The 24,984-nt window shown below is 41.1% G+C and carries 22 protein-coding genes; 9 read left to right on the top strand and 13 right to left on the bottom strand.

Annotated features, from left to right (window positions below; genetic code table 11):
* Window positions 1-135 precede the first annotated feature (135 nt).
* Together ACFFIP_RS02200 and ACFFIP_RS02195 are read right to left on the bottom strand one after the other, a co-directional pair.
* Window positions 136-759 (bottom strand): class I SAM-dependent methyltransferase, encoded by a 624-nt coding sequence (locus tag ACFFIP_RS02200; protein WP_382385924.1) that lies wholly within the window; start codon window positions 757-759, stop codon window positions 136-138.
* The gene (locus ACFFIP_RS02195) at window positions 749-1,645 is read right to left on the bottom strand and encodes a patatin-like phospholipase family protein (RefSeq protein WP_382385923.1); all 897 of its coding nucleotides are present in this window, start codon (window positions 1,643-1,645) and stop codon (window positions 749-751) included. Before ACFFIP_RS02195 ends, ACFFIP_RS02200 begins: the two co-directional genes overlap by 11 nt.
* 64 nt (window positions 1,646-1,709) lie before the next feature.
* On the opposite strand from ACFFIP_RS02195, the gene ACFFIP_RS02190 reads away from it, so the two are divergent.
* The 6 genes from ACFFIP_RS02190 (at window position 1,710) to ACFFIP_RS02165 (ending at window position 10,327) form a co-directional block, all read left to right on the top strand.
* Entirely contained in the window at window positions 1,710-2,132 is a 423-nt protein-coding gene (locus ACFFIP_RS02190) for a VOC family protein (RefSeq protein ID WP_382385922.1), read from the top strand.
* Window positions 2,133-2,455: 323 nt separating this feature from the next.
* Window positions 2,456-3,265, top strand: coding sequence for an alpha/beta fold hydrolase (locus tag ACFFIP_RS02185; RefSeq protein ID WP_382386042.1), 810 nt, complete (start codon window positions 2,456-2,458; stop codon window positions 3,263-3,265).
* A gap of 3 nt (window positions 3,266-3,268) precedes the next feature.
* A complete protein-coding gene (locus ACFFIP_RS02180; protein WP_382385921.1) occupies window positions 3,269-4,360 on the top strand; it encodes an efflux RND transporter periplasmic adaptor subunit in 1,092 nt (363 codons plus the stop codon).
* 2 nt (window positions 4,361-4,362) lie between these two features.
* Window positions 4,363-7,425, top strand: a complete 3,063-nt coding sequence (locus ACFFIP_RS02175; RefSeq protein ID WP_382385920.1) for an efflux RND transporter permease subunit — start codon at window positions 4,363-4,365, stop codon at window positions 7,423-7,425.
* Entirely contained in the window at window positions 7,425-8,771 is a 1,347-nt protein-coding gene (locus ACFFIP_RS02170) for a TolC family protein (RefSeq protein WP_382385919.1), read from the top strand. The genes ACFFIP_RS02175 and ACFFIP_RS02170 overlap by 1 nt, the downstream gene beginning before the upstream one ends.
* A 155-nt stretch (window positions 8,772-8,926) precedes the next feature.
* Window positions 8,927-10,327 carry an MltF family protein gene (locus ACFFIP_RS02165; protein ID WP_382385918.1) on the top strand — a complete coding sequence of 467 codons (1,401 nt, stop codon included), beginning with the start codon at window positions 8,927-8,929 and terminating at the stop codon, window positions 10,325-10,327.
* 65 nt (window positions 10,328-10,392) lie between these two features.
* On the opposite strand, the gene ACFFIP_RS02160 is transcribed toward ACFFIP_RS02165, so the two are convergent.
* From ACFFIP_RS02160 to ACFFIP_RS02125, 8 genes are all read right to left on the bottom strand, one after another.
* Window positions 10,393-11,487 (bottom strand): DUF4934 domain-containing protein, encoded by a 1,095-nt coding sequence (locus tag ACFFIP_RS02160; RefSeq protein ID WP_382385917.1) that lies wholly within the window; start codon window positions 11,485-11,487, stop codon window positions 10,393-10,395.
* A gap of 68 nt (window positions 11,488-11,555) precedes the next feature.
* Entirely contained in the window at window positions 11,556-11,753 is a 198-nt protein-coding gene (locus ACFFIP_RS02155) for a hypothetical protein (RefSeq protein ID WP_382385916.1), read from the bottom strand.
* A gap of 191 nt (window positions 11,754-11,944) precedes the next feature.
* A complete protein-coding gene (locus ACFFIP_RS02150; RefSeq protein WP_382385915.1) occupies window positions 11,945-12,670 on the bottom strand; it encodes an SAM-dependent methyltransferase in 726 nt (241 codons plus the stop codon).
* 224 nt (window positions 12,671-12,894) lie between these two features.
* Window positions 12,895-13,671: an alpha/beta fold hydrolase gene (locus ACFFIP_RS02145; RefSeq protein ID WP_382385914.1), complete on the bottom strand. Its 777-nt coding sequence runs from the start codon at window positions 13,669-13,671 to the stop codon at window positions 12,895-12,897.
* Window positions 13,672-13,698: 27 nt separating this feature from the next.
* Window positions 13,699-14,469 carry a ThuA domain-containing protein gene (locus ACFFIP_RS02140; RefSeq protein WP_382385913.1) on the bottom strand — a complete coding sequence of 257 codons (771 nt, stop codon included), beginning with the start codon at window positions 14,467-14,469 and terminating at the stop codon, window positions 13,699-13,701.
* Between the two features lie 35 nt (window positions 14,470-14,504).
* On the bottom strand, window positions 14,505-15,287 hold the full coding sequence (locus ACFFIP_RS02135) for a M15 family metallopeptidase (protein WP_382385912.1): 783 nt from the start codon (window positions 15,285-15,287) through the stop codon (window positions 14,505-14,507).
* 3 nt (window positions 15,288-15,290) lie between these two features.
* Window positions 15,291-16,052 (bottom strand): SDR family NAD(P)-dependent oxidoreductase, encoded by a 762-nt coding sequence (locus tag ACFFIP_RS02130; protein ID WP_382385911.1) that lies wholly within the window; start codon window positions 16,050-16,052, stop codon window positions 15,291-15,293.
* A 106-nt stretch (window positions 16,053-16,158) separates the two neighbouring features.
* Window positions 16,159-16,977, bottom strand: coding sequence for an NAD(P)-binding domain-containing protein (locus tag ACFFIP_RS02125; protein ID WP_382385910.1), 819 nt, complete (start codon window positions 16,975-16,977; stop codon window positions 16,159-16,161).
* A 99-nt stretch (window positions 16,978-17,076) separates the two neighbouring features.
* Here ACFFIP_RS02125 and ACFFIP_RS02120 point away from each other — a divergent pair, with 99 nt between their 5' ends.
* On the top strand, window positions 17,077-17,499 hold the full coding sequence (locus ACFFIP_RS02120; protein ID WP_382385909.1) for a hypothetical protein: 423 nt from the start codon (window positions 17,077-17,079) through the stop codon (window positions 17,497-17,499).
* Window positions 17,500-17,533: 34 nt separating this feature from the next.
* On the opposite strand, the gene ACFFIP_RS02115 is transcribed toward ACFFIP_RS02120, so the two are convergent.
* From ACFFIP_RS02115 to ACFFIP_RS02105, 3 genes are all read right to left on the bottom strand, one after another.
* Window positions 17,534-18,163, bottom strand: coding sequence for a sterol desaturase family protein (locus tag ACFFIP_RS02115; protein ID WP_382386041.1), 630 nt, complete (start codon window positions 18,161-18,163; stop codon window positions 17,534-17,536).
* A 159-nt stretch (window positions 18,164-18,322) separates the two neighbouring features.
* Window positions 18,323-19,468 carry an N-acetyl-alpha-D-glucosaminyl L-malate synthase BshA gene (bshA, locus tag ACFFIP_RS02110; protein ID WP_382385908.1) on the bottom strand — a complete coding sequence of 382 codons (1,146 nt, stop codon included), beginning with the start codon at window positions 19,466-19,468 and terminating at the stop codon, window positions 18,323-18,325.
* A gap of 83 nt (window positions 19,469-19,551) precedes the next feature.
* On the bottom strand, window positions 19,552-22,530 hold the full coding sequence (locus tag ACFFIP_RS02105) for a serine hydrolase domain-containing protein (protein ID WP_382385907.1): 2,979 nt from the start codon (window positions 22,528-22,530) through the stop codon (window positions 19,552-19,554).
* Between the two features lie 163 nt (window positions 22,531-22,693).
* Here ACFFIP_RS02105 and ACFFIP_RS02100 point away from each other — a divergent pair, with 163 nt between their 5' ends.
* Window positions 22,694-23,101 carry a hypothetical protein gene (locus ACFFIP_RS02100; protein WP_382385906.1) on the top strand — a complete coding sequence of 136 codons (408 nt, stop codon included), beginning with the start codon at window positions 22,694-22,696 and terminating at the stop codon, window positions 23,099-23,101.
* Window positions 23,098-24,981 (top strand): DNA mismatch repair endonuclease MutL, encoded by a 1,884-nt coding sequence (gene mutL, locus ACFFIP_RS02095; protein ID WP_382385905.1) that lies wholly within the window; start codon window positions 23,098-23,100, stop codon window positions 24,979-24,981. Before ACFFIP_RS02100 ends, mutL begins: the two co-directional genes overlap by 4 nt.
* The last annotated feature ends 3 nt before the right edge of the window (window positions 24,982-24,984 follow it).

Below are 24,984 nucleotides of genomic sequence, written 5' to 3'. Positions count from 1 at the left end.
AAGATTTCGGAAAACATTAAGAAGTTGAGGCAAATAAGGAATTCATTAAGGTTTTTGATTTTGTCAAAATCAATTATTCCATCTAGGCCTTAAACAACCATTATAACCCGACAACTCGACAACAAGCAAAATCCCCTACACTTCCTTTTTCCTCAAAACAAACACCCCCATACTCCGCTGACCATGCACCAAAACACTTTTAGCGGGCTCAAGGTATTCCAATTGGTATCGATTTACCATTTGCTCTTCAAGTTTTTCGGTCATGACAAAACGTTCAGAACCATCAGGCAACAGGTATACGCCCTCCCCTAAATTTGGAGAATTTGACAAAATATTACCTGCATCTGTACACATCCTCAAGAAAAACACACCCCCAGGCTTCAGCACCCGCATCATTTCATCCATCAATTGAAAGAAATGATTTTCGCTTATGGCAAAATGAAGAACCGCGGAACTCAAAATGGCATCGAATGCACCATTATGGAAAGGCATATCTTCTACATTTGCCTTTTGAAATCTATAAATATCAAAATCTTTCTGAATGGTCTGTGCATAGACCCTTGCCATCTGAATGGCAATTGGATTTGCATCTGCTCCAAAAATCTGATAGCCTTGATTCAGGAAATAAATACAATTTCTCCCCTCTCCACATCCTGCATCCAGGATTTTCATATCCTTTTTGAATCGGCCTTTGAGGATCTGGTCCAACAGGTAGATATCAATGTTACCCAGTAAAGCATTAAGTTCCTTAACTTCCACTTTCGAATTTTTTAATGGCTTCTTCCATTTTCATTCTGCCAACCTGAATCAGTTCTTCCGCCCTATGGAACTCCAAGGTCCCTGCCTGTTCCCTGGAAATTTCCACGATGATATCCACCGGGTGCTTTTCTATCACCAAGTCCGACAATTTATCCTGCAGCAGGTCGAAAGAAAAGTTAAGCAATTCGACAGAACTCATCCCTTTGGCTTTTTCAGATTTCTCTTCAGAATAAAAATAGTTGGCGAATTTCTTTTGATAATCCTTCATCCATGAGGGGAGTTTAAGATTTGAGTCCATCTTTTCTTTTTTGTCTACCTTCACCAATTCTTCTTTTGGACCATTTAGGTCAATGGCTACCAACAAATCTCCCTTGTATTGTTCCTTAATCAAGTTAAAAGGTATAGGGTTCAGAATACCGCCGTCAATATATTCATGTTTACCGATTTTAGCTGGCGTCATAACAGATGGAATGGAAGATGAAGCCCTAATCGCCTCGTAAAGACTTCCGGATTTGAAGATTTTTTCTTTTCCGGCAGGGATCTCTACTGCTGTACATCTAAAAGGAATATTCAGTTCTTCAATCTGACAATCAGCTATCAATTTTTTCAATTCCCCAAAAACCTTTTCCCCTTTGATAAAGCCCTTACTGGAGAAGGTAAAATCCATCAGTGAAAAAACATCAATCCTATCCAGATTACAAATCCAGTCCTTGAATTTCGGTAATTGACCGGTGGCATATATCCCGCCGATCAGAGCCCCAGCAGAACAGCCAGCTATTGAGACGACTTCATATCCAGACTCTTCCAATACCTCAATAGCTCCAATATGCGCCATCCCTCTAGCGCCACCACTGGAAAGCACCAATGAAACAGTTTTCTTACCCATAATTCAAATCCATTTTCAAAAACAAGAAATTACCGTCATTTTTGCAGCACGAAAATATAAAATTATGAGCCAATTTAAGCCTTTTCATTTAGCATTTCCTATTCGGGATATAGAAGAAACCAGAAAGTTTTATGGAGATCTCCTGGGTTGTGAAATAGGACGAAGCACCGAGAAATGGATAGATTTTAATTTCTTCGGACACCAACTTTCCGCCCATGTTAAGCCTGAAGAACTAACTTTGGCCAAGGCAAATGAAGTTGACGGTAAAAATGTCCCTGTAAGACATTTCGGAGCTATTTTACCCTGGGATGAATGGCATGCATTAGCAGACAAACTTACCCAGCACGGTATCCAGTTCGTCATTGAACCTTACATCAGGTTCAAAGGGGAAGTGGGTGAACAGGCCACCATGTTTTTCCTTGACCCGGCAGGAAATGCACTGGAATTCAAATCCTTCCAGGACGAATCCCAGATTTTCGCAAAATAAGTTTAATGCTTCCTTCCGAAAACAGGGGGAGCATTTTAAAATGAATAAAGTTTGATTCAGGTAAATAAAAGCCTGAATCATGTAAATCAGTGAAAAAAAGTCTCTCCATTTGCAAATGGAGAGACTTGAATGCCTTTCATTGTGTATGGATTACATGAAGGTTGTTGGTTTTTCAAAAAATAAAGCCAAAATATTGACCACTAATAGCCCTGTAATACCATCTATATTTATTTCGTTAAAAAGCAGAACGAAAGGCCTTAGCTTTCGGTTGAATAACTATCTCCCCTTACAATAGTTATATGCTAGATCAAAGAGAAAAAGGCATGTTATATTACAAAACATACCATCATCCATCCAGTCAAGAATGGGTCGTGTTCATTCATGGCGCTGGTGGATCTTCTTCAATCTGGTATAAACAGATCAGGGAATTCAAAGAGGAGTTTAACTTATTACTCATTGACCTGAGAGGCCACGGAAGGTCTGCTGAATCCATCAGGAATATTTGGAATGACAAATACACCTTTGCAGGTGTTACCAAAGATATCATTGAAGTATTGGACCATTTGGACATTCCTCCAGCACACTTTATGGGCGTATCCTTGGGGACGATCATCACCAGACAATTGGCCGAAATGGAACCTCAACGCGTCAAAACGATGGTAATGGCCGGTGCGGTAACCCGCTTGACCACCACTTCCCGTGTTTTGGTTACACTCGGCAATGCTTTTAAGAGTGTAGTCCCTTACATGTGGCTCTACAAACTTTTTGCCTGGATCATCATGCCAAGAAGACATCATGCAGAATCCCGGAACCTTTTTATTAGGGAAGCCAAAAGACTTTGCCAAAAGGAATTTATCCGTTGGTTTAAAATGACCAAAGACATCAACCCTTTATTGAAGTACTTTAAAGAGAAGGAATTGTCCATTCCTACACTATACATTATGGGGGAAGAGGACATCATGTTTTTGGAACCGGTAAAAAAAATCGTCCAAGAGCATAAACTTTCCATCCTGGAAATTGTCAAAGCCTGTGGACACGTCGTCAATGTGGAGCAACCTGACACTTTCAATCAGTTATCGCTTCAATTTCTTAGAAATCAAAATCAATCATTTTATAATTCTTTGCAAACCTAAAGAATGAAAAACCAGACTAAAATCATATTGACACTAGTCATCGTTGCGGTGATCGCAGTGATTTTTATTTATCCCAGAAGGGATCAAATCTTTGGAGGCAAGACCGCTGGACCTGCCCCTACACAACTGCCGGGGGGACCTGGGCAGGATGCTCCTTTACCGGTAAATGTGGTAGAAATCAGACCTGAAAGGTTGGAAAATAATCTGAGCATCACCGGTACCATCATTCCTAATGAAACAGTAAACCTAAGATCAGAAATTTCAGGTTTGGTCAAAAGAATATCCTTCAGAGAAGGTGAATTCGTTAAAAAAGGCACCCCTTTGGTATATTTAAATGATGATGAGCTGAAGGCCCAGTATGAGAGATTGGAATACACCAAAAAATTATTCGAAAGCCAGGAAAACAGACAAAAACAATTGCTGGCCAAAGAAGCTATCTCCCAGGAAGAATACGACATTGTGTTGAATCAATTCAACACCAACTTGGCAGATTTGAGATTGGTCGATGCACAGCTGAACAAAACTGTTATAAGGGCTCCATTCGATGGCGTACTCGGTTTAAGAATGATTTCTGAAGGAAGTGTCATCGGCACAGCTGATGTGATTGCCAGTATCGTCAATATTGATCCGATCAAGATTGAGTTTTCAATTCCTGAAAGATATGCCAATCAGGTAAAATTGGGTTCTACAATTTACTTCTCCAGTGAAGCCGGAGGCCAAGAAGTAGAAGGCACAGTATATGCTTATGAACCGAATATAGATGCCGGTACCAGAACGCTTAAACTCCGAGCAACAAGTCCTAATAAACAAAGGACTTTCCTTCCTGGAATGTTTGTCAGAATCAAATTCATTCTTGGCGTAGAAGAAAACGCCCTAATGGTGCCTTCAGAAGCGATTATTCCGGAATTGAGCGGTTATAAAGTATTTGTGGTCAATAGTGACAAAAAAGTGGAAGAAAGACAGGTATCCATTGGGACCCGTACAGATAGATATGTACAGATTGTCAATGGATTGAATGAAGGTGATCTAGTATTGACCACCGGAGTGTTGCAAGCAAGAACAGGTATGCCTGTCAACTACACTAAAATCAACTGATTATGGCAAGCTTATCAACCATTAGCATTAGAAGACCCGTCCTGGCCATTGTGATGTCATTGGTCATTGTACTCTTTGGGTCAATTGGTATTTCGCTTTTGGGTGTAAGGGAGTTTCCTAGCGTGGATCCCCCTATCATCAACGTGAGAACTTCTTATGTCGGCGCTAATGCCGATGTGATAGAAGCCCAGATTACGGAACCCTTGGAAGAGGCCATAAACGGTATCGCAGGGATCAAATCCCTGACTTCCACCAGTAATGACGGTACGAGCAACATTACGGTAGAATTTGATGTTGGTGCTGACCTCGAAGCTGCGGCCAATGACGTAAGGGATAAAGTTTCCGGTGCACAACGAAACCTTCCGCCCGATACAGACCCCCCGGTAGTTTCCAAAGCGGATTCAGATTCCCAGCCTATTGTATTCCTCAATGTACAGAGTGATAGAAGAAGTCTTCTGGAAATTTCCGATATCGCCAATAATATTTTCAAAGAAAGACTTCAGACCATTCCTGGTGTAAGTACAGTGCAAATCTGGGGTGAAAAAAGGTATGCCATCAGATTGAGAATGGATCCTTTGAAAATGGCCTCCTACGGAATTACGCCACTGGATGTACTCAATAAAGTTCAAAGCGAAAACGTAGAACTTCCTTCCGGAAGAATAGAAGGTTCAGCCATAGAGCTTTCCGTTCGAACCAAAAGCCGTCTGAGTACTCCTCAGGAATTCAATGAACTGATCATCAAAGAGGACCAAAACAATATCGTAAGGTTCCAGGATATAGGAAGAGCGGAACTGGCAGCCTTGAACGAAAGAACGGTCCTGAAAAGAGACGGTATCCCGATGGTTGGGGTAGTCTTAGTCCCATTGCCAGGTTCCAACAACATTGAAATCGTCGATGAATTCTATAAAAGACTGGAAGGGATCAAAAAAGATATTCCTGAAGATGTAAAACTGGATATTGGATTTGACTCCACGAAGTTTATCCGTAATTCTATCAAAGAAGTTCAGGAAACCATTCTCATCGCCTTTATTCTGGTAGTTTCCATTATCTTCCTTTTCCTTAGAGACTGGAGGACCACTTTTATCCCTGTCCTGACCATCCCTATCTCCCTGATCGGGGTATTCTTTATCATGTACTTTATGGGATTCTCGATCAACGTACTGACCTTATTGGGTATCGTGCTTTCGATCGGTCTGGTGGTGGATGATGCCATTGTGGTATTGGAAAATATTTACACCAGAATTGAAAAAGGAGAAAATCCGGACAAAGCAGCCGAAACGGGCGCAGAAGAAATTTTCTTTGCGGTAATATCCACCACGGTAGCTTTGGCAGCAGTATTCCTTCCAGTGATATTCCTGACCGGTACTACGGGCAGATTGTTCAGGGAATTTGGTATAGTGGTAGCAGGAGCGGTGATCATATCCTCTTTTGTGGCCTTGACCATGACCCCTATGCTAAGCTCCAAGCTTTTGAAGAAAAGAGAGAAGCAGAATGCATTTTATAACTTCACAGAACCATTCTTTGTATGGCTCAACGAAAAATATAACCTAGCGCTGGAAAAGTTCATGAAAATCCGTTGGACGGCTTTTGCCATCATCGCTTTGATGGGCTTCGGTATATATTGGATGTTCGGCACTATTCCAACAGAATTGGCTCCTGTGGAAGATAGGGGTGAAATGAGGGTCAACCTCACCGGCCCTGAAGGTGCTACATTCGGATATATGGATAATGTTCTGGATGATATGTTAGAAGATTTCAAAAAAGAAATTCCAGAAAAAGAGCGTACAGGTATCATCACAGTAACTTCACCTGGATTTGGAACAGCGAGTACCAACTCTGGATTCCTGAGGTTGATCCTGACAGATGCTACAGAAAGAGAAAGAAGCCAACAGCAAATTTTTGATCAGGTTTCAGGCATGATCAGAAAATACACTGCTGTTAGGGCTTTTGCCACACAGCCACAGTCAATTGGTGATAGAAGAGGTGGCTTGCCAGTACAATATGTCATACAAGCTCCTACTTTGGAAAAACTGAAAGAGGTCATTCCTCCATTTATGGAAAAAGCCAACCAAAGCTCAATTTTCAGCTTTACTGATATCAACCTGAAATTCACCAAACCTGAGCTAGAAATTGAAATCGATAGGGAAAAAGCAAGAAATGTTGGCGTTTCTGTTCAGGAAATTGCGCGTACGCTACAGTTATCCTATTCAGGTCAGCGATTTGCTTATTTCATCATGAACGGGAAGCAATACCAAGTAGTGGGAGAAATGCAGATCCAGGACAGAAACGAACCTGTAAATCTACGAATGCTATATGTCAGGGCAGACAATGGACAGCTGATCCAGCTGGATAACCTTGTTACTGTCAGAGAAAGTAGCACCCCTCCACAGTTATATCGTTTTAACAGGTTTGTCAGCGCCACGGTTTCCGCCGGTTTAGCTCCGGGATATACCATAGGTGCAGGTTTGGAAGAAATGGACAGGATTGCAGGCGAAGTCTTGGACGAAACCTACAGTACTGATGTAGCAGGTCTTTCCAAAGAATTCAGAGAGAGCTCGAACAGTTTGATCTTTGCTTTCTTATTCGCATTGGTATTAATTTACTTGGTCTTGTCAGCACAGTTTGAAAGCTTCAAGGATCCATTGACCATTATGTTTACCGTGCCTTTGGCATTGTTTGGAGCCTTGTTCTCACTTTGGCTGTTTGGTTTCACACTCAATATCTTCAGTCAAATCGGGATTATCATGCTCATCGGCTTGGTAACCAAAAACGGTATCTTGATCGTAGAGTTTGCTAATCAGCGGAAAGCACAGGGCATGAGCATTGACGATGCTATCATTGGTGCTGCAGGTGCACGTTTCAGACCGATTTTAATGACCAGTTTGTCTACCATTTTGGGTATCCTCCCAATTGCTTTAGCACTTGGCGCAGGAGCTGAAAGTAGGGTACCAATGGGTGTGGCGGTTATCGGCGGTCTGGCCTTCTCTACCATTCTGACTTTATTTGTGATCCCGGCAGTATATACTTATTTAACTTCTAAACAAGGAAGATTAGCGAGAGTCTGATGAAAAAACTACTTTGTATGTTGGCCTTGGTTACCCTAGGCCAACACTTTGCTTTAGCCCAAGAGGAAGAGAACATAGATCTCGAAAAAGCCATTTTGATGGGTTTGGACAAAAACTATGGCATCAAAATCGCCTCTAACAATCAAAATATAGCCGAGCGGGATGCCAAAATCACTCGAGGTAGCCTTTTGATGCCGATTTTAGATGCAAACTTCACACGATCCTTCAGCCAGGAAGATGTTACACAGCAATTTGTAAACTCTCCTGAACCAAACCAGATTAATGGCGCCCAATCTAATAATGAAAATTATTCTTTGATTGCTGTATACGGATTGAGACCAGAAGCCATCTATACCATGAAAGTCGCTGGGAAATTGGCAGAAGTCAGTGAATTGCAGGCCAAAGTGATGGTGGAAAACACTGTAGCTTCCATTGCCTCCGCTTATTACAAGTTAGTGCTGGAGCTTCAGAGACAGAAAGTATTGGAGACAACCCTAGAACTTTCCAAGTCTAGATTAGATATCGCACAGGCAAGATATGAGTTAGGTGGGGCTGGAAAAAGAGATTACCTCACTGCTCAAGTAGATTTCAATGCAGACAGATCCATGATGGTCAATCAGGAATTGGCAATTAAAAATGCCAGAATTAACTTGAATGAGTTATTGGCACTTTCTCCTGATACCCGACTTGCGGTAAATGACACTATCATTGTAGAGAACAACCTGAAATTAAATGACCTGATCGAGAATGCCTATCTCAACAACAAGGAGTATCTCATTACCCAAAGGAATGAAAATGTCGCTTTTCTGACTTTAAGGGAAACCCAAGCTTCAAGGCTTCCTTCAATTAACCTTAACGGTACCTATAACAACAACACTCTGAATTCACAAGCTGGTTTCTTGCTTTTCAACCAAAGACAAGGATTCAACTATGGATTTACTGCTTCTTTTAATGTGTTCAATGGATTTGCATTAAATAGGAGAATCCAAAATGCCAAAGTACAAAAGCTCAATGCTGAACTTGCCGTAAGCCAAATGGAATTACAGCTAACCTCTGATATCCAAAGGGCATACAATATTTACAACACCAACATGCAACTTTTGGATATTGAGTTCGCCAATTACAAAGTCGCGGTAGAAAATGCAGATATTGCACTGGAAAGATTCAGGCTTGGCATCGCAGATTACCTACAGTTCCGGGACGCACAAGTCAACCTTCTGACCGCACAGGACAGGCTGATATCCGCACTTTTCAACATCAAAGAAATGGAAATTGAGCTGTTGAGACTGTCCGGAAAAATCTTTTTTCAAAATGACAAAGACAAGTTCAGTTTGACGCTTGATTAAGCAGAAATAGGTGAAAATTTCATAAAACATCCTCATTCACTGGGGATGTTTTTTTATTTTAAGTAGATTAATCAGATACCAAATAATATTTGGTATAAAATTTGCTATTTTTACTATTAGTGTTCACCATGTCTGAGTATTCGGACCTTAACTGAATGAAACAAACCTTAAATGGATTCTTATTTATCCTCATTTTTGCCATGTTCGGCGTTCAATGTACCTTCTTAGGACAAAAAGAAGAGGTTGAGAACCACTGGGAAAACCCGCTACCTTTTGACTTGGAAGAAATCCAAAAAAGGGGCTTTATCAGAGCTATTGTAGACAATTCCTCCACGAGTTATTATATCTATAGAGGAAGGCGAATGGGCTATGAATTTGAAATGCTCAGGAACCTGGCAAGTAAACTTGGCGTGAGACTCCATCTTATTGTCAAATCTGACATTGATGAAGCTTTCTATCTGCTCAACAAGGGAAAGGCTGACATTATTGCCATGAACCTTGAAATCAACGAGGAAAGAAAAGTGCTGGCAAACTTCACCAAACCCTTAGGACAAATGGGCACTGTACTCGTGCAGCGAAAAGACCTGAGGATGGTCAAGGATTACCATGACCTACAAGATAAAATCATCCATATCCGAAAAGATGCTGTCTATAAAGCACAACTTCAGGACTTACAGGATGCTTATGGCGTCACATTTTCTGTTTTGGATGAGAAAGGGGACAGCGAAGCACTCATCCAAAAAGTAGTCAATGGAGAAATTGAATACACGGTTACTGATAAAGTAGTCGGAATGGTCAATGCTACTTATTTTGACAATCTGGACGTAGATATGGAAATCAGTCCAAAATCCGATGTGGCCTGGGCAATCCGTAAAAATGCCCCTAATCTGGAAAAAGCCATCAACGAATGGATCTCGAAAAATGTCAAATCAGGCTATATCAATACCCTGTACGCCAAGTATTTTCAAAATTCCAAAAACAGTTATTTCAGAAACAATAGCCCTTTTTCCTCCTTGGCTGGAAATGCGATTTCCCCCTATGATGACATCATCAAGAAAGGTGCAGAAAACCTGGGTTGGGATTGGAGACTATTAGCATCATTGGTGTACAAAGAATCCAGATTTGATACCACCGCTACCTCCTATGCAGGGGCAGTAGGTCTTCTTCAGTTGATGCCCGTGACGTTGGAAAGATTTGGAGTAGAAAACCCCAATGATCCTTTGGAAAGCTTAATGGGCGGGGTTAACTACCTCAAATACCTGGATAAATTCTGGAGAGAAAGAATCCCGGAAGCCAATGAAAGGATCAAAGTGATCTTGGCATCCTATAACATAGGACACGGACATGTGGAAGACGCCTGGAAGCTCACTTTAAAATACGGAGGTAACACCCAGAACTGGGAAAGTATCGCACGGTTTCTACAAATGAAAAGCGACCCGAAATATTACAATGATCCGGTCGTCAGAAGTGGTTTTGCCAAAGGCCATCTTGCCGTCAACTATGTGGATGATATCATGATCCTCTATGATTCCTATCGGGTCTTGATTGAACCCTAAAAAACAATAAAGCCTTCGTAATTCTGAACACTTTTTTAAAGGAGTATGATTTACGAAGGCTTTATTTATTTGGATTTGAAAGTATAACTTACCAAAACTGGATTTCTATATTCCTTTACTACTCCTTTTAGGTCTGACTCCATATATTCTTCAGGGCTAATAAAGGCAATCAATCGTTGGTCATCAACATAAACAATATTCTTTGGGTAAAAGGAATCACCTTCAAGGAGATAAGTTACTCCTGTAACTTTGTCATAATAAGAAAGATTTCTCTGACCTTGGTTTCCAGACCAAAGGAAAAATACCTGATTAGAATTTTCAAAAACCCTCCCCCAATGAAAATGAGGCCAATCAGTCATTATTCGTTGCATGGCCTCCATCATATCAGCTTTTTTAATATCATCACTTATTCTTTTATCCCCAAAATCAAAAACATACTTAGGAATAAAGCCTGAAGCCTCTACTTGATAAACCGTATCATTCATAGATTTGGCAAACAAAAGTCCTTTTTCACCTCGTGTAAATTCTTGTTCAGCGGTCATATAATCTGTGTTACCAAAGTCAAGAACCCATTTTGCAGTAGACTTTCCTCCTCCCAAAGCAGCTATTTGGCCAAGATAATGTAGATCCGGCCCTAATTCTCTGCCATCTAGGTGGTAAGCAAATGTATTATTATCCAAATGGGCAAAGGTTAAAGCCTGAAAATCACCTATCCTTTGTTCATTATCGAATTGTCCATTTACAGCATTAAAAAATAAAATTTTACGCTGATTGACATCTAATACAAAAAGTCTATTTTTATCCAATTCCATATCAAAAGGAAGTATATATTTCCCCAACCCTTCCCCGCTCTCAGAAATATTGAACAAAAGTGTACCATTCCAATCAAACTTCTTGATAGATTTTGTAATTGTTTTATCAAGAACGTAAAAACCAGAATCATCAATAAGAATTTTATGAACTTCCCCTATAATACAAGCATCACAAAAGTCTAAAGCAATTATCCTGTTAATTTCAAATTTATCTTCAAAAACCTGGTTATCCAGTCCTGAAACAGGGATTTTAATCAGTGTATTTTCATTCAATTGAACTTCTTTATGATTACAAGAGCCTATCAATAAAAAGTTAATAACTAATGAATAAAATAAAGATTTTTTCATATTCTTTAAATAAAAGGTTTTTAATATATAATCCCCTCCTCAAAAATTGAGGAGGGGAAATAAATAGGTTACTGATTTGATGAAGGTCTGGATGTACAGCAAATTGCCATTGTACTTTTATCACAGACTAAACTCCAATTAGAACCCCAAGATTGTTTACCACTTGATTCATGACCAGGATTGCAACCTGCTTCAACATTCATAGGTAAAAATCCAAAAATTAAGATCAAAGTTGAAGTTGATAAAATTAAAGATACTTTTTTCATAAGAATAAATGTTAACACCATCTCTTAGCATTTTGCAGGGTGAGAATAAAAACCCTAAAAATCTCAAAAATTGGCCAATTCTAAAACTTTGAACGTAATTTACCCCCCCCCCATTACTAAAATGCAAGTTTTTAATAAAAAATCTTTATTTTTCCTGTTGATTTTCAGGACTTAACAAATACTTAGAGTAATCAAATTTTATACAGAAGGAAAACTGTCGGTATTTTATGCAGATCAATTTTTACCTTTTTCCAATCCCTGACCGTCTTGGTCAGAATCATTTCATCCGAACCTGTGAGGTTTTTGGCCACGCATAAGCGGGTGTCAGGATGAAGATGTTCTAAAAGGTCAGCCATCAAATGGTTATTTCTGAAAGGTGTCTCCATGAAAATCTGTGTCCTTCTAAATTTTGCAGATTCTGCCTCCAACATTTTGATTCCCTGAACACGGTCCTTTTTGTCAATGGGTAGGTAGCCATGAAAAGCGAAAGACTGTCCATTAAACCCCGATCCCATCAAAGCCAAAAACATGGAACTCGGCCCGCTTAAGGGTACTACCTGTATCCCTTTCTCATGTGCATAGGCGACTGCAGCCGAACCGGGATCCGCTATTCCCGGACAACCTGCTTCTGAAATGACCCCTACATCATGACCTTCGAATATAGGTTGCATGATCCTTTCCAGCTCTGCCTGTTTTGTTTTTTTGTCCAATACCTCAAAGTGCAGCGCATCAATCTGTAGGCCCAGTTTCAGGCTACTGATATACCTTCTGGCAGTTCTGATATTCTCCACCAAAAAATATTGGGTATGTAGCACTACCTCTTTTACCTGAGGACTGATGACCAATTCCGCTGTGCCCTCAGCAAGCACAGTAGGAACCAAAAATAATTTTCCCAATGGGGGTTTATTGGTTTTCATATGGTAAAGATGGGAAAAAAGTAAGCAAATCGAAATTGATGTGGGGTTTTGTAGTTATATTAGTGTTTAGTTGTTAAAACTTAATTTTTCCTTCATATGAAACACATCATCCTATTTTCACTGGTTATCTTCTCTTTACCTATTATTTCTGCATTTTCACAAACGGACAAAAACTTCATTGACACCAAATATGAATGGTTTGGCGGTAGATTGGTTTATTCGGTTCATGGAGAAAATTTATCCTTCAAAAAAGCCTTAACAGTCTCTATTACCGCAGCCGGTTGCTCTGCATGCAGCCAATGCCCTGCATCTTTGATGTAAATGACATGGCTGTTTGGAAAGAGCCTTTCGATTTCCTCTTTGTCCTTTTCTGTAATATAATCTGAATTGGCTCCTCCCATAAACAAAGTCGGTTTTTCAAATGGGGTAGCGGACTTCAGCTCTTCTCCGACATTTCCAATCTTCTCAGTGATGACAGGAAGGTTTATTTTCCAGATAAACTTTCCATTTTCATCCCTTCCCAAACTCTTCAGCAAAAACTGCCTGATTCCAGGGATTTTAATATACTCCGCTAGAATATCATCCGCTTCTTTTCTAGATTTCAACTGACCCATCGGGATAGCATTCAATCCTTCCAGGATACGTTGATGGTGTAATGGATAAAATCTCGGAGCAATATCCGCTACAATCATTTTTTTGACTTTTGCAGGGTAATTCATGGCGAAGGTCATCACTGTTTTACCACCCATAGAATGTCCCATGATATAAGCACTGTCAAGTCCTTCATCGTCCATCAACTCTTTGAGGTCTTCTGCCATTACCTGATAATTCCAATCATCACTGTGCGGGGAATCTCCATGATTCCTTTGGTCTACCAAATAGAGGGTAAAATCCTTTTCCAGTTCCTTCGCAATACTGAACCAGTTATCAGCAGAACCGAAAAGCCCATGAAGAATAATCAGGGGCTCCCCCTGTCCTGATTTTTTAAAATTAAGTTTCATTGATTCTTTTAATGTAAAAGCCTTCTATCAATCGATAGGAAATCCCTTAGCTGCATACCAAATACCTCCATAAATATGCTGAAGGAAATTTTCATTCAGAAAAGACCAATCTGTATGTCCCAATGCAGTATAGAAAATTCTACCGCCATCATATTCATGTGTCCAGGCCATAGGGTGGAATTCGCCCATTCCTTCTGTAGGCTGCCATGAGAAATTGGTATCATAGGATGTCTCGTCAGCAGTTACCAAAACCCGAACATTCGGATTGAAGTTTTTAAATGCATACAATTCATCTGTCCAAAGCCATTTTTCAGGCAAATGATAGGTGGCAGGATGGTTCCTGTCGACTACATTCAACCTAACAGATTGTATATACGGGTGGTTCATAAATTGTGCTCCAATCAACTTGGTGTACCATGGCCACTCATATTCTGTATCCGTAGCACTGTGGATACCTACTACCCCTTTTCCGCTCTGCACAAATCTCTGAAAGGCAGCTTTCTGCTCCTCGTTGAAAATGGTGCCTGTCGTGCTCATCAGGATAATGACATCAAAGCGCTTGAGTTTCTCGTCGGTGAAAATATCGGCATCTTCAGTGGAGTACACTTCAAACTGATGGTCTCTACCAAGTTTTTTTAAAGCTACAACGCCATCAGGAATGGACTGATGTCGAAATCCTTTGGTTTTGCTAAATACCAAAGCCCTGAACTGATAATTCTGGGCAATTGATTCCATGCTGATGCCCAAAACCATAATCAGGGCTAGCAATAAAGTGGTCAAATAGGTTTTTGAGTTCATGAATCTTGGGTTTAAATATGTTTTTTTATCAATAATTACTTCACCAAACCGAATTTTTCAGCAGCATCTTTTCTGGAATAAGCATTGAAGTGCCACCATTCTGAGCCAATTCCGGAAAATCCTCCATGCTTCATCACTTTCCTTAATATTTCTCTATTGGCTACCTGTTCTTTGGTGATTTTGCCTTCCCTGAGCATCTGTGCTTCCCTGTCCGGATAGGCCGGGTATCCAAAATAATCATAGGGGGTACCCATGTCCAAGGCTTCGCCGGTTTCTGCTTTGGCTAAAGTCAAGTCCACCGCCACACCATAATTATGCAAGCCGCCTACCTTAGGGTCGGCTACATATAAAGGTTTGACACTATCAGGTTTGTCAAGATTATCCCACAAAATCTGTTGCACGCTCAGCGGACGCACCCCATCATAAACCAAAAAGGTCAGCTCGGGATGTTCCTCTTGAAGCTTCTCGTGTGCTTTCTTCAACATCTCTGCAACTTCAGGTTGTAGATAACAACGCATCAGGTCACCATATACATCCTGCCCAAAGAAATTATCCGTGGTGGAATACTTCAGGTCAACAAATATCCCTGATATGACATCCTCTACATCCACCAAACCCGCATCGATCAGGCTTTGCTCAAGAGGTCCAATTTCCTCTACTATTTCAAATTCGGAATCATCAATGACCCAATCTTCTCCTTTAGCTTCTAAAACCACTTCTTCTCCACTGATTTGTTCATTTGACCCCCTAGGAGAACAAGCTGAAAAGATGAGAATAGGAAATAGAAAGAAGTGGAATAATCCGAAATACCTCTGCATAAACTACAGGTTTTTCTTGACGATAGTTGCAGAAGCTTGGGCCGTAGGCAACATCACGATATCTGCCAAAACCACATGAGGAGGTCTACTAACCGCAAAAGCAATGGTTTCTGCAATATCTTCTGCCGTCAAAGGCTGATATCCTTGATAGACTGTCTTAGACCTTTCCGCATCGCCTTTGAAGCGTACAAGTGAAAATTCTGTCTTCACCAAACCAGGATGTACCCCGATTACCCTGATACCGTATGGATTCAAATCCATACGCATCCCCTGGGTTAGGGCATCTACCGCATGCTTGGAAGCACAATACACATTTCCGTTGGGATAAACTTCCTTGCCGGCAATGGACCCGATGTTGACAATGGTGCCGCTTTGACGGGCAACCATGCCAGGGATGATTTCCTTTGACACATAGAGTAAGCCTTTTACATTGATATCCATCATGGCATCCCAATCCTCCATATCACCAGTCTGAATTGGATCCAATCCATGTGCGTTACCGGCATTATTGATCAAAATATCAATTTTCCTCCAGGAATCCGGTAGCGTGGCAATAGCATCTTTCACTGCTTCCCTGTCCCGCACATCAAAGGTAAGGATTAGCGTATCGACACCTTCCTTTGCTATTTCCTTTTGCAATTGTGCAAGCCTGTTTTGTCTCCTACCTGTTGCAACAATATTATATCCCATTTGGGCAAGTGCTATGGCTGTTGCCCAGCCAATTCCTGAAGTTGCACCTGTGACCAAAGCAATTTTCTTTTCCATGATTTGAATTTATAAATTAATGGCCGCTAAATAAAATAATTATTTGGCTTTACTGAAAGGGAAGTGATAAATGGCGAAAGTCTAACAACATCCTCTAAAAACATGATCAGCCCTTCTCATACCAAAAATCCAATGGATTCCCCATTTGAAATGCAAAACCGGTTTCCAAAATCTTATCTGCCGAAATCTCCTTCCATGAAGTGCTTTGAACCGTGTAAGATGTAGGTGGAGGAAATCCCAAATCCAGGGCATTTCGCTCATAGACCATGCGACGCTTGGGATGCATGGGCGCAACCCCATTAAACACTTGATTCCAGAGATCTTTTTCTATAACCCAGCTGATCAATCGAACGGCATCATCGCGATGTATATAATTTACCGGACTATCACCCTCCACATTGGACTTGCCTGAAAAATACCTGCCCGGGATCCTGTCAACTCCCAGCAACCCTCCAAACCGTATGATCGTCAGGTCATATTCTTTATCTTTTGACAAAATTTGTTCAGCCCGAAAAAGAGCCCTATTCCCTGTAGTATCCAAGTTAAGTTCATCTGATTCTCTGGCTATTTGATTAAGGTCTGGATAAACAGAAGTGGAAGAAACATAAATGATTTTCTTTACCCCTCCCTGAATTGCCAGGGCTTTGAGGTATTTGATCTGCTCTGGATGGAAAGTATCAAGAAAACTTCTGGTGCGGGGAGGAATATTGATGATCAGGATATCTGCATCAAACAAAGAGCTAAACCTAACCCCCTCAGGATGTGGATTCAGGCTTAACAGCACAGCATTTATTCCTTCCTGATTCAGCCTATTTGCTTTCTCTTCTGAAGTGGTGGAACCCATTACTGTATATCCCAAAATTTGCATGTGCTCGGCTAAAGGCTTTCCCAACCATCCTAATCCTATAATACTAAGTCTTGTCATTTCCTGCTGTTTTATCTTGAAAAATAATTAATTTAAGGCTTATCTTTAATCTGAGAATCGATTTAAGTGAATTTAAGCTTTTACTATTCCCTTTAGATAATGAGTACAAAATTATCCTTCATATTGTTCATTATTATCCTCTTAGCTTCCTGCAAGCCCAAAACAGAGCCGAATTTGTTGCTTGGAAACTGGTATGGCTTCGATCAGGATTCCGCCTATTATGAATTGTATATATCTGATTCCCTAATCATCTTAAATCATGAAAACATGGGTTTTGCAGAATATAGCTACAAAAAAGATGGCACGAAACTGATCACGACCACACCATTGTTTTTTGAAAGGGTCTGGAATCTTGACAGTGTAAATGATTCAATATTTATCCTATCTGACACTTTGGAAACCCATCATTATTACAGAATCGATACACCAATGGACTTTTTTGGCAGTCTCAAAGATTCAATGGAGTTTGCTGGATTTAAGGAAGGTTTTATTTCAAGAAATCAAAAACACAAAAACGACTAAAACAAAAAAAACCTTCGGATGAAGGTTTTTTTGTTTATCTGTCTTTTTTGGGCATTGTACCTAAAAGATAATCCCATAAGGGAGAACTTACCCCAAAGGCAGCATCAGGGTCTTTATAGTGGTGAACAGCATGGTTTACCCACAGGATTTTAAGAAAATTCTTTGGTGGCTGATAGGCATGCACCGCATAATGTACACCTAAATAAGCTGCATATCCAATCAAAAATCCCGGCAGGAAATAAAGCGCATAATCACCCATGAGTAAGGTAAATACCCCATAAAAGATCAAAGCATAACCGGCACTTACGAATGGAGGCATCGCTAATCTGTCTTTGTCCCTTGGGTAATCATGGTGTACTCCATGAACCGTATATTGTAATTTGTCTTTAACTGGTGTATCGGGTTCCATGTGAAAGAAATGTTTGTGCATCATATATTCCACAAAAGTAAATGTGAACAGCCCACCTATTAGTACCAAAAGACCTATTCCCAATGATATTTCAGTGTTCAATATCGCATGGTACAACGACACTCCGGAAATTACAAAAAACAAGGCAATAGGTATACTGATATGTGTCCTAGAGAGCTTCTCCAATACCGGATTTTGAAACATCTGAGCAGAACCATTATTGTCAGGTCTATCCAGTCTCCCGATTTTTTTCATGGTAGTCATCTTGCTGAAGGATTAAGTTAATAAATAATAATTGGTTTTCTTAGAATATCAATAACAATTCAATAACTGTCTGCATCAAAAGCTATGCAAATTTAAAAGAAGTAAGCTGAATATCACATAGGTTTTGCTTGTGAGGAGCAATGATTTTTATCAGGCATCCAAGAGTTTCTTGTTGGCGCGCGCTATGGTTTCCCTGTAATATTGCTCATACTTGGGCAGGATATTGGCCACATCAAATTCTTTTGCCCTCGCTAAAGCTGCAGCCTTGAACCGGGGTAAATTGTCGTCATCAAGAATTTCAAGCGCCTTTTCGGTCATAGTGGTCACATCTCCTATGTTGCACACATAACCGGTAATACCATCCAAGTTCAGCTCAGGGATTCCGCCAGCATTCGAAGAAAGAATCGGTACTTCACAAGCCATAGCTTCCAGTGCGGCAAGACCAAAACTTTCCTTTTCCGAAGGCATAAGAAAAAGATCTGCAACAGAAAGTACTTCTTCAACAGCTTCCAATTTGCCCAAAAAACGGATATCATCACAAGTACCAAGATCCCTGCACAATCTCTCCATCTTATCTCTTTCAGGGCCATCACCTACCAACAATAATTTGGCGGGGACAGTCTTTCTTAGCCTATAAAAGACCTGAATCACATCTTCAACTCTTTTTACCTTTCGAAAGTTTGAGGTATGAACGAGTAATTTTTCTCCATGCGGACAAATTGCCAGCTTAAAATGCTCTTTTTTCTGCTTCTTAAACCTATCTAAATCGATGAAATTCGGAATGACTTCAATATGGTTTTTGATGTCAAAATGCTCAAAAGTGTCTTTTCTCAAATCCTCAGACACCGCAGTCACGCCATCTGATTGGTTGATGCTGAAAGTTACCACGGGTTCATAACTTGGGTCCTTGCCTACCAAAGTAATATCCGTACCATGAAGTGTCGTGACTACCGGAATATAAATCCCCTGTTCTTTCAAAATCTGCTTGGCCATATAGGCCGCCGATGCATGAGGAATGGCATAATGCACATGCAAGAGATCCAAACCCTCATATTTGACCACATTCACCATTTTGCTGGCCAAAGCCAACTCATAAGGCGCAAACTCAAAAAGTGGATAACTTTTAATGTCCACTTCATGATAGTAAAGGTTCTCACTAAAAAAATCCAGTCTAGTCGGCTGTCTATAGGTAATAAAATGAATCTGATGCCCTTCTTTTGCCAAGGCTTTGCCCAATTCTGTTGCTACAACACCACTACCTCCAAAAGTAGGGTAACAGACAATACCGATTTTCATGGATGATAAATTTTTTATAACAGTTTTATAAACACGATTAATGGACAAAATTGTTCAAATCCCCTTGAAAAATAATTTCAAGCTCATGCTTTTCTCAAAGCCTGATAAATGATATCATGTATCTGAGTCCTGACTCCATCTCTCAAAAGGATGTTATTGTTGGCATCGGGATGTACCCTGTTTGATAGGAAAACATAAATCAAATCATTTTCAGGATCGGCCCATACGCATGTACCGGTAAATCCTGTATGTCCAAAAGTGCTTTTGGGGGCCAGAACTCCAGCGCTTCCCCCTTTTCCTCTCTCTGGTTCAGGCTTATCCCAACCCCAGCCCCTACGGCTTTGACTGGACTGCCTTTTGGTAAAGTCTTTGATGGTCTCCATATCCAAAAGACCCACATCTCCATAAACACCCCCGTTCAGCATCAACTGCATCATGACTGCTAAGTCATTGGCTTTTCCAAATAAGCCGGCATGCCCAGCAACCCCTCCATACATCGCGGCACCTGGGTCATGCACATAACCCTGAATGGTACGCTTTCTGAAAGCCACATCATCCTCCGTAGGGGCTATCCAGTCCTTTGGGTATTTTAGGGCAGGATTGAATGTCATGGTATGGAGTCCAAGCGGCTCATAGAAATTCTGTCCAACGAATTCATCCAGAGGCTGATTGGTAACTTTTTCAACCAATTCCTGCATCAAATACATAGTCAGGTCTGAATATACATAAGAATGCTTTCTTCTTCCTGCCTCCAATTTCCTTAGATCTGACTTTACCGTCCAATGCCAAATACTGTCCCTTAGGGAATTTCGGGCATACATATCGTTGGATACCGGCAGTGTAAATCCAGCTTCAGGCTTTTCCCTGTAATACTCACTTTTCCAGGATCCTGCTTCAAGGGTTTTGACATAATGAGGGATAAATGCCACCAAGCCTGCCTCATGTGCCAAAATATCTTTCAAAATCAAATTACCCTTATTGGTATTTCTCAGTTCGGGTACATACTGACCTATGGGCTTGTCCATATCGATCAACTTCCGGCTTGCCAAAAACATGACTGCCTGCGTAGTAGCCAACACTTTGGTGATGGATGCGAGGTCATACACCGTCTCAGTCGTGACTTTTCTTGATTTGGCATAATCATAATGGCCATAGGCTTTTTCAAAAACTACTTGCCCATTTTTGGCCACCAAAACCACCCCTCCCGGAAATGCTTTTTTGGCTATGGCAGTTTCCATGACCTTATCTATATCTGCCAACTTATTCCTATCAAATCCCTGACTTTCAGGAAGTGAATAAGAAAGCCTTCCCAGCCCCTCTAGATATCCTCCAGAACCAATTCTCAAATCCTCACTCACCGAAACGGACAACATCCCGAAAGCATCCCTACCTCCAAAGATAATTTCTGGCACCACCCTTTGGGTAAAGTCATTGTTCTCAAATGCCAAAATAGTTTGAGGCATACCCGCTATATTTTTGGCTGCGTATGCGTTGCCAAAGAGAACAGTGATGACATTTTTCTCTTGACTGAGTTTTTTAATGAAATTGATATCAGAGTCATTGATTCCGAAATTTCTATTGGGATTATTAGTTACACCCATTATGCCTACCACCACCGTATTGGCTTCCGCAAGTTTTGTCTCAGTTGCCGCCAGAATAGAAGCATCAGCACCTTTAGGGATGTTCAAATGAGTAAACTTGGCATATTTATTCAACTTTTCCTGCAAGATTGTACCATCACCACCGATGGTCAGGGAAGCAAAACTTTTTAAATCCAAATGCTTGAGGGGAAGAAAATTATCTTTGTTGGAAACCACTGTGATGGACGCTGCATACAACTTTTCTACCAAAAGTTCTGTGGCAGGGCTATTGATCCTATCCAATAAATTTGTGGTATTGATACGTTTGTTTTCATGAAGACCAGCCCAATATTTGGCTTTGAGGATCTTTCTCACCCGGTCATCAACTTCTTCCTTGGTGATTTTACCTTCTTCAATGGCCTGCAGGATCATGGTTTTGGCCTTTGGCACATCTTGAGAATACACCAAAACATCATTCCCTGCCAAAAGAGCCATTACATCTACCTCTCCCGGCTTATAAAAACCCGACACGCCCTTCATATTCAGGGCATCTGTAAAGACAAGCCCATTGAAATTCATTTGTGTTTTCAAAAGGTCAGAAACAACATACTTGGAAAGAGTTGTGGCCTTATTGCGCTCTGAATCCAAGCTAGGAATGTGCAGATGAGCCACCATCACACTCATCAAATCCTGATCGATCAGCTCACGGTAAGGATAAAGATCAATGTCTTTGATACGGTTCTCTGAATGCTTGATTACAGGAAGGGTGTAATGGGAATCAGACTCCGTATCGCCATGTCCTGGAAAGTGCTTGGCATTAGCGATGACTCCATGGTCCTGAAGGCCTTTCATGTAAGCAACTGACTTCTTGGCTACCAATCGCTTTTCTTCCCCAAAAGCCCTATAGCCTATCACAGGATTATTTGGATTGGAGTTGACATCTACTACAGGAGCAAAATTGATATGCATGCCCAGTTCCTTGAACTGCCTTGCCATCTCTTTGCCCATTTCATAAATCAGTTCTTCTTGATGCAAGGCACCCAAGGTCATGGCTTTGGGAAATGTAATGACTGAATCGAGCCGCATATTGATGCCCCATTCTGCATCCATAGCAATAAAGAGAGGGACTTTAGAAATCGATTGGTAATAATTGGTCAGGTTGGCCTGTCTTACTGGACCTCCCTGAAAAAATATCAAACCCCCTAAATGCTGTTCCTGAATGAGTTTCGCTATTTCATCTGTATGATGCTTGTCTTTATTGGAATAAGCTGCTACCATAAAAAGCTGCCCTAGCCTGTCTTCAAAGCTTTGGCTTCTGAAAACACTGTCCACCCAGAACATTTGCTTTCGCTGATCTCTGGAAGCCAGCGGATCACGATCTTCCCTTTTCCTGTCTTCACTTGCTTTTTCCAAACCCATCACCGCATCTGCCTGAAAAATTACTGCCAAAGCGATCAGTATGCCCCAAACTTTTATCCGCATCCTTCTGTTTAATTTTTATTGCTTAAATTTTAAAATAACTTTGTATGAATATACATCGTTTTGTACAAACATACACGAAAAAACACAAGCCCTAGATCATTTTTGATCAATGGAGTAAGTTTTCAACATAACGACCAAACATCCATTTGAATTGAGTTCCACTATGAAATTTCCTCAAATATTCAGAACTGCCCAGCCCATGCGATTCGACATCAAGCCGAGGTATTATGACCCGGTGAAGGAAGAAGTTGAGCAAAGGACTGCCCGGATAAAAAAGGAGCTTCAGGCTGATGGCATATTACCCTCCTTGGAAGAAGATGCAGAAGACCTAAAAGGATACGGCTCTTCCATCAGGGGATCATTTACCAGTGGAGGTCCGATCAAAGGCAGAGAGAGCACTTCAATTCACAGTGCTGGGTTGATTCGTTTGGTCATATTTGTAGTACTGATCGGAAGCCTCTTCGGATATATTTATTTTGGGCCTGAAGCCCTATATATCCTGCTTTACACCGCTTTGGGGCTTGGGTTGATGTTGGCATTTTTCAGGTTAAAAAGAAAGCGAATTAAATGAATGATATCATCCAGCTTCTCCCTGATGCCATCGCCAATCAGATTGCTGCGGGAGAGGTAGTGCAGCGACCGGCATCAGCCTTGAAGGAGCTGATGGAAAACGCAGTGGATGCCGGTGCTACGAATATTCAAGTACTTGTCAAAGAGGCCGGAAAAATTCTGATCCAGGTAATTGACAACGGTAAAGGCATGTCAATGACAGATGCCAGAATGAGCTTCGAAAGACATGCCACTTCCAAAATCCGTAATTCTGACGATCTGTTTGGTATCCGTACTTTCGGTTTCAGAGGTGAGGCTTTGGCCTCCATTGCTGCGGTCGCCCAAGTAGAAATGAAAACCCGCCAAAAAGGTGAAGAACTGGGGACCATTATCCATATAGAAGGATCTGAAGTCAGGAAGCAAGAACTTACCTCCTGCTCGGAAGGCACCAGCATCGCGGTAAAAAACCTCTTTTACAACGTACCGGCACGAAGAAACTTCCTGAAGTCCAATCCGGTGGAAATGCGCCATTTGGTGGATGAATTTCAAAGGGTAGCTTTGGCCCACCCGGAAATTGGCTTCAGTTTCATCCAAAATGATATGGAACTTTTTAACCTCAGTCCGGGAAAATTAAGCCAGAGAATTGTAGGACTATTTGGAAAATCCTACCAAGGTCAGTTAGTGGCCTGCAAAGAAGAGACGCCACATCTCATCATAAGCGGCTACATAGGCAAACCCGAAAATGCCAAAAAAACCAGAGGGGAACAGTTTTTCTTTGTCAACAACCGCTACATCAAAAGCAGCTACCTCAACCACGCTGTGACCAATGCCTACGAAGGCCTGATGGGGTCTGATATGCATCCATTTTATGTGCTTTTCCTCGAAATAGACCCTTCGCATATCGATATCAATGTACACCCGACGAAAACAGAAATAAAATTTGACGATGAAAGGACGGTCTATGCAGTGGTACGATCTGCTGTCAAACAGGCCCTCGGTGCCCATAATGTCGTTCCGACCTTGGATTTTTCACTGGATGTCAATTTTACCGAAAACTGGAAACATGACACGGTCCGAAGGTTTGAAGTAGGACAGGAAAACACACCCAAGGCAGATGATTTGGGGAGAGAAAACAGCTATAAAACATTTCAAAGTCCTTCTTTCAAAAAGCAGTCGGTCTCAGGATGGGAAAGACTTTTTGAGACAGGTGGTTCCACACGGGAAATCAGCCAAACTATCCCAAATGAAGAGGAAGATAAGGATTTTTTGACCTTCCCTTCCAAAGCTAATGAACCTAATGCTAAAGGCAGCCTGGAGTTCCCCACTGACACTGATTCCACTGGCACTACATTTCAGGTGGAATTAAGCTATATTGTCGCACAGATGTCTTCCGGATTGCTAATCATTGACCAACAGGCTGCTCATGAAAGAATTCTCTATGAAAGGTATCTAAGACAGCTTAATCAGTCTTCAGGAGCTTCTCAACAATGCCTTTTTCCTCCTCATATCCAATTAAGCCAAGCAGATTTTTCTCTGGTCATGGACATCAAAGAGGAACTGCACAGTTTGGGTTTTGTCATTGTGGAATTCGGTATTGACACCATCTTGATACAAGGGGTACCAGCGGATGTCAAACTCACCAATGAAAAAGCACTGTTTGAAGGCCTACTGGAACAGTATAAGCACTTCAAATCCGAATTATCATTGGATAAAAGAGAAAGTTTGGCCAGATCTTTGGCCAGAAAATCTTCGATCAAAAAAGGGGCAAGATTGGATGCTTCCGAAATGGAGACCATTGTCGGTCAATTGTTTTCCTGTCAAAATCCAAATTATGGGCTTTCAGGGAACAAAACCTTCATCAAACTCGATTTACAAAAGATACATGGTTTTTTTACCAGATAAGAT

Origin of the sequence: Fontibacter flavus (genome assembly GCF_042432905.1) — a bacterium.
Taxonomy (GTDB): domain Bacteria; phylum Bacteroidota; class Bacteroidia; order Cytophagales; family Cyclobacteriaceae; genus Fontibacter; species Fontibacter flavus.
This window is presented reverse-complemented; position numbering and strand designations above follow the sequence as displayed.

Coding starts and splice junctions, on each gene's coding strand:
- ACFFIP_RS02150 (WP_382385915.1), bottom strand. CDS start 12,670: ATGAAAACCAATAAACCCCCATTGGGAAAATTATTTTTGGTTCCTACT.
- ACFFIP_RS02140 (WP_382385913.1), bottom strand. CDS start 14,469: ATGAACTCAAAAACCTATTTGACCACTTTATTGCTAGCCCTGATTATG.
- ACFFIP_RS02165 (WP_382385918.1), top strand. CDS start 8,927: ATGAAACAAACCTTAAATGGATTCTTATTTATCCTCATTTTTGCCATG.
- ACFFIP_RS02155 (WP_382385916.1), bottom strand. CDS start 11,753: ATGAAAAAAGTATCTTTAATTTTATCAACTTCAACTTTGATCTTAATT.
- bshA (WP_382385908.1), bottom strand. CDS start 19,468: ATGAAAATCGGTATTGTCTGTTACCCTACTTTTGGAGGTAGTGGTGTT.
- ACFFIP_RS02135 (WP_382385912.1), bottom strand. CDS start 15,287: ATGCAGAGGTATTTCGGATTATTCCACTTCTTTCTATTTCCTATTCTC.
- ACFFIP_RS02130 (WP_382385911.1), bottom strand. CDS start 16,052: ATGGAAAAGAAAATTGCTTTGGTCACAGGTGCAACTTCAGGAATTGGC.
- ACFFIP_RS02170 (WP_382385919.1), top strand. CDS start 7,425: ATGAAAAAACTACTTTGTATGTTGGCCTTGGTTACCCTAGGCCAACAC.
- ACFFIP_RS02105 (WP_382385907.1), bottom strand. CDS start 22,530: ATGCGGATAAAAGTTTGGGGCATACTGATCGCTTTGGCAGTAATTTTT.
- ACFFIP_RS02125 (WP_382385910.1), bottom strand. CDS start 16,977: ATGACAAGACTTAGTATTATAGGATTAGGATGGTTGGGAAAGCCTTTA.
- ACFFIP_RS02195 (WP_382385923.1), bottom strand. CDS start 1,645: ATGGGTAAGAAAACTGTTTCATTGGTGCTTTCCAGTGGTGGCGCTAGA.
- ACFFIP_RS02185 (WP_382386042.1), top strand. CDS start 2,456: ATGTTATATTACAAAACATACCATCATCCATCCAGTCAAGAATGGGTC.
- mutL (WP_382385905.1), top strand. CDS start 23,098: ATGAATGATATCATCCAGCTTCTCCCTGATGCCATCGCCAATCAGATT.
- ACFFIP_RS02160 (WP_382385917.1), bottom strand. CDS start 11,487: ATGAAAAAATCTTTATTTTATTCATTAGTTATTAACTTTTTATTGATA.
- ACFFIP_RS02145 (WP_382385914.1), bottom strand. CDS start 13,671: ATGAAACTTAATTTTAAAAAATCAGGACAGGGGGAGCCCCTGATTATT.
- ACFFIP_RS02100 (WP_382385906.1), top strand. CDS start 22,694: ATGAAATTTCCTCAAATATTCAGAACTGCCCAGCCCATGCGATTCGAC.
- ACFFIP_RS02115 (WP_382386041.1), bottom strand. CDS start 18,163: ATGAAAAAAATCGGGAGACTGGATAGACCTGACAATAATGGTTCTGCT.
- ACFFIP_RS02120 (WP_382385909.1), top strand. CDS start 17,077: ATGAGTACAAAATTATCCTTCATATTGTTCATTATTATCCTCTTAGCT.
- ACFFIP_RS02175 (WP_382385920.1), top strand. CDS start 4,363: ATGGCAAGCTTATCAACCATTAGCATTAGAAGACCCGTCCTGGCCATT.
- ACFFIP_RS02180 (WP_382385921.1), top strand. CDS start 3,269: ATGAAAAACCAGACTAAAATCATATTGACACTAGTCATCGTTGCGGTG.
- ACFFIP_RS02190 (WP_382385922.1), top strand. CDS start 1,710: ATGAGCCAATTTAAGCCTTTTCATTTAGCATTTCCTATTCGGGATATA.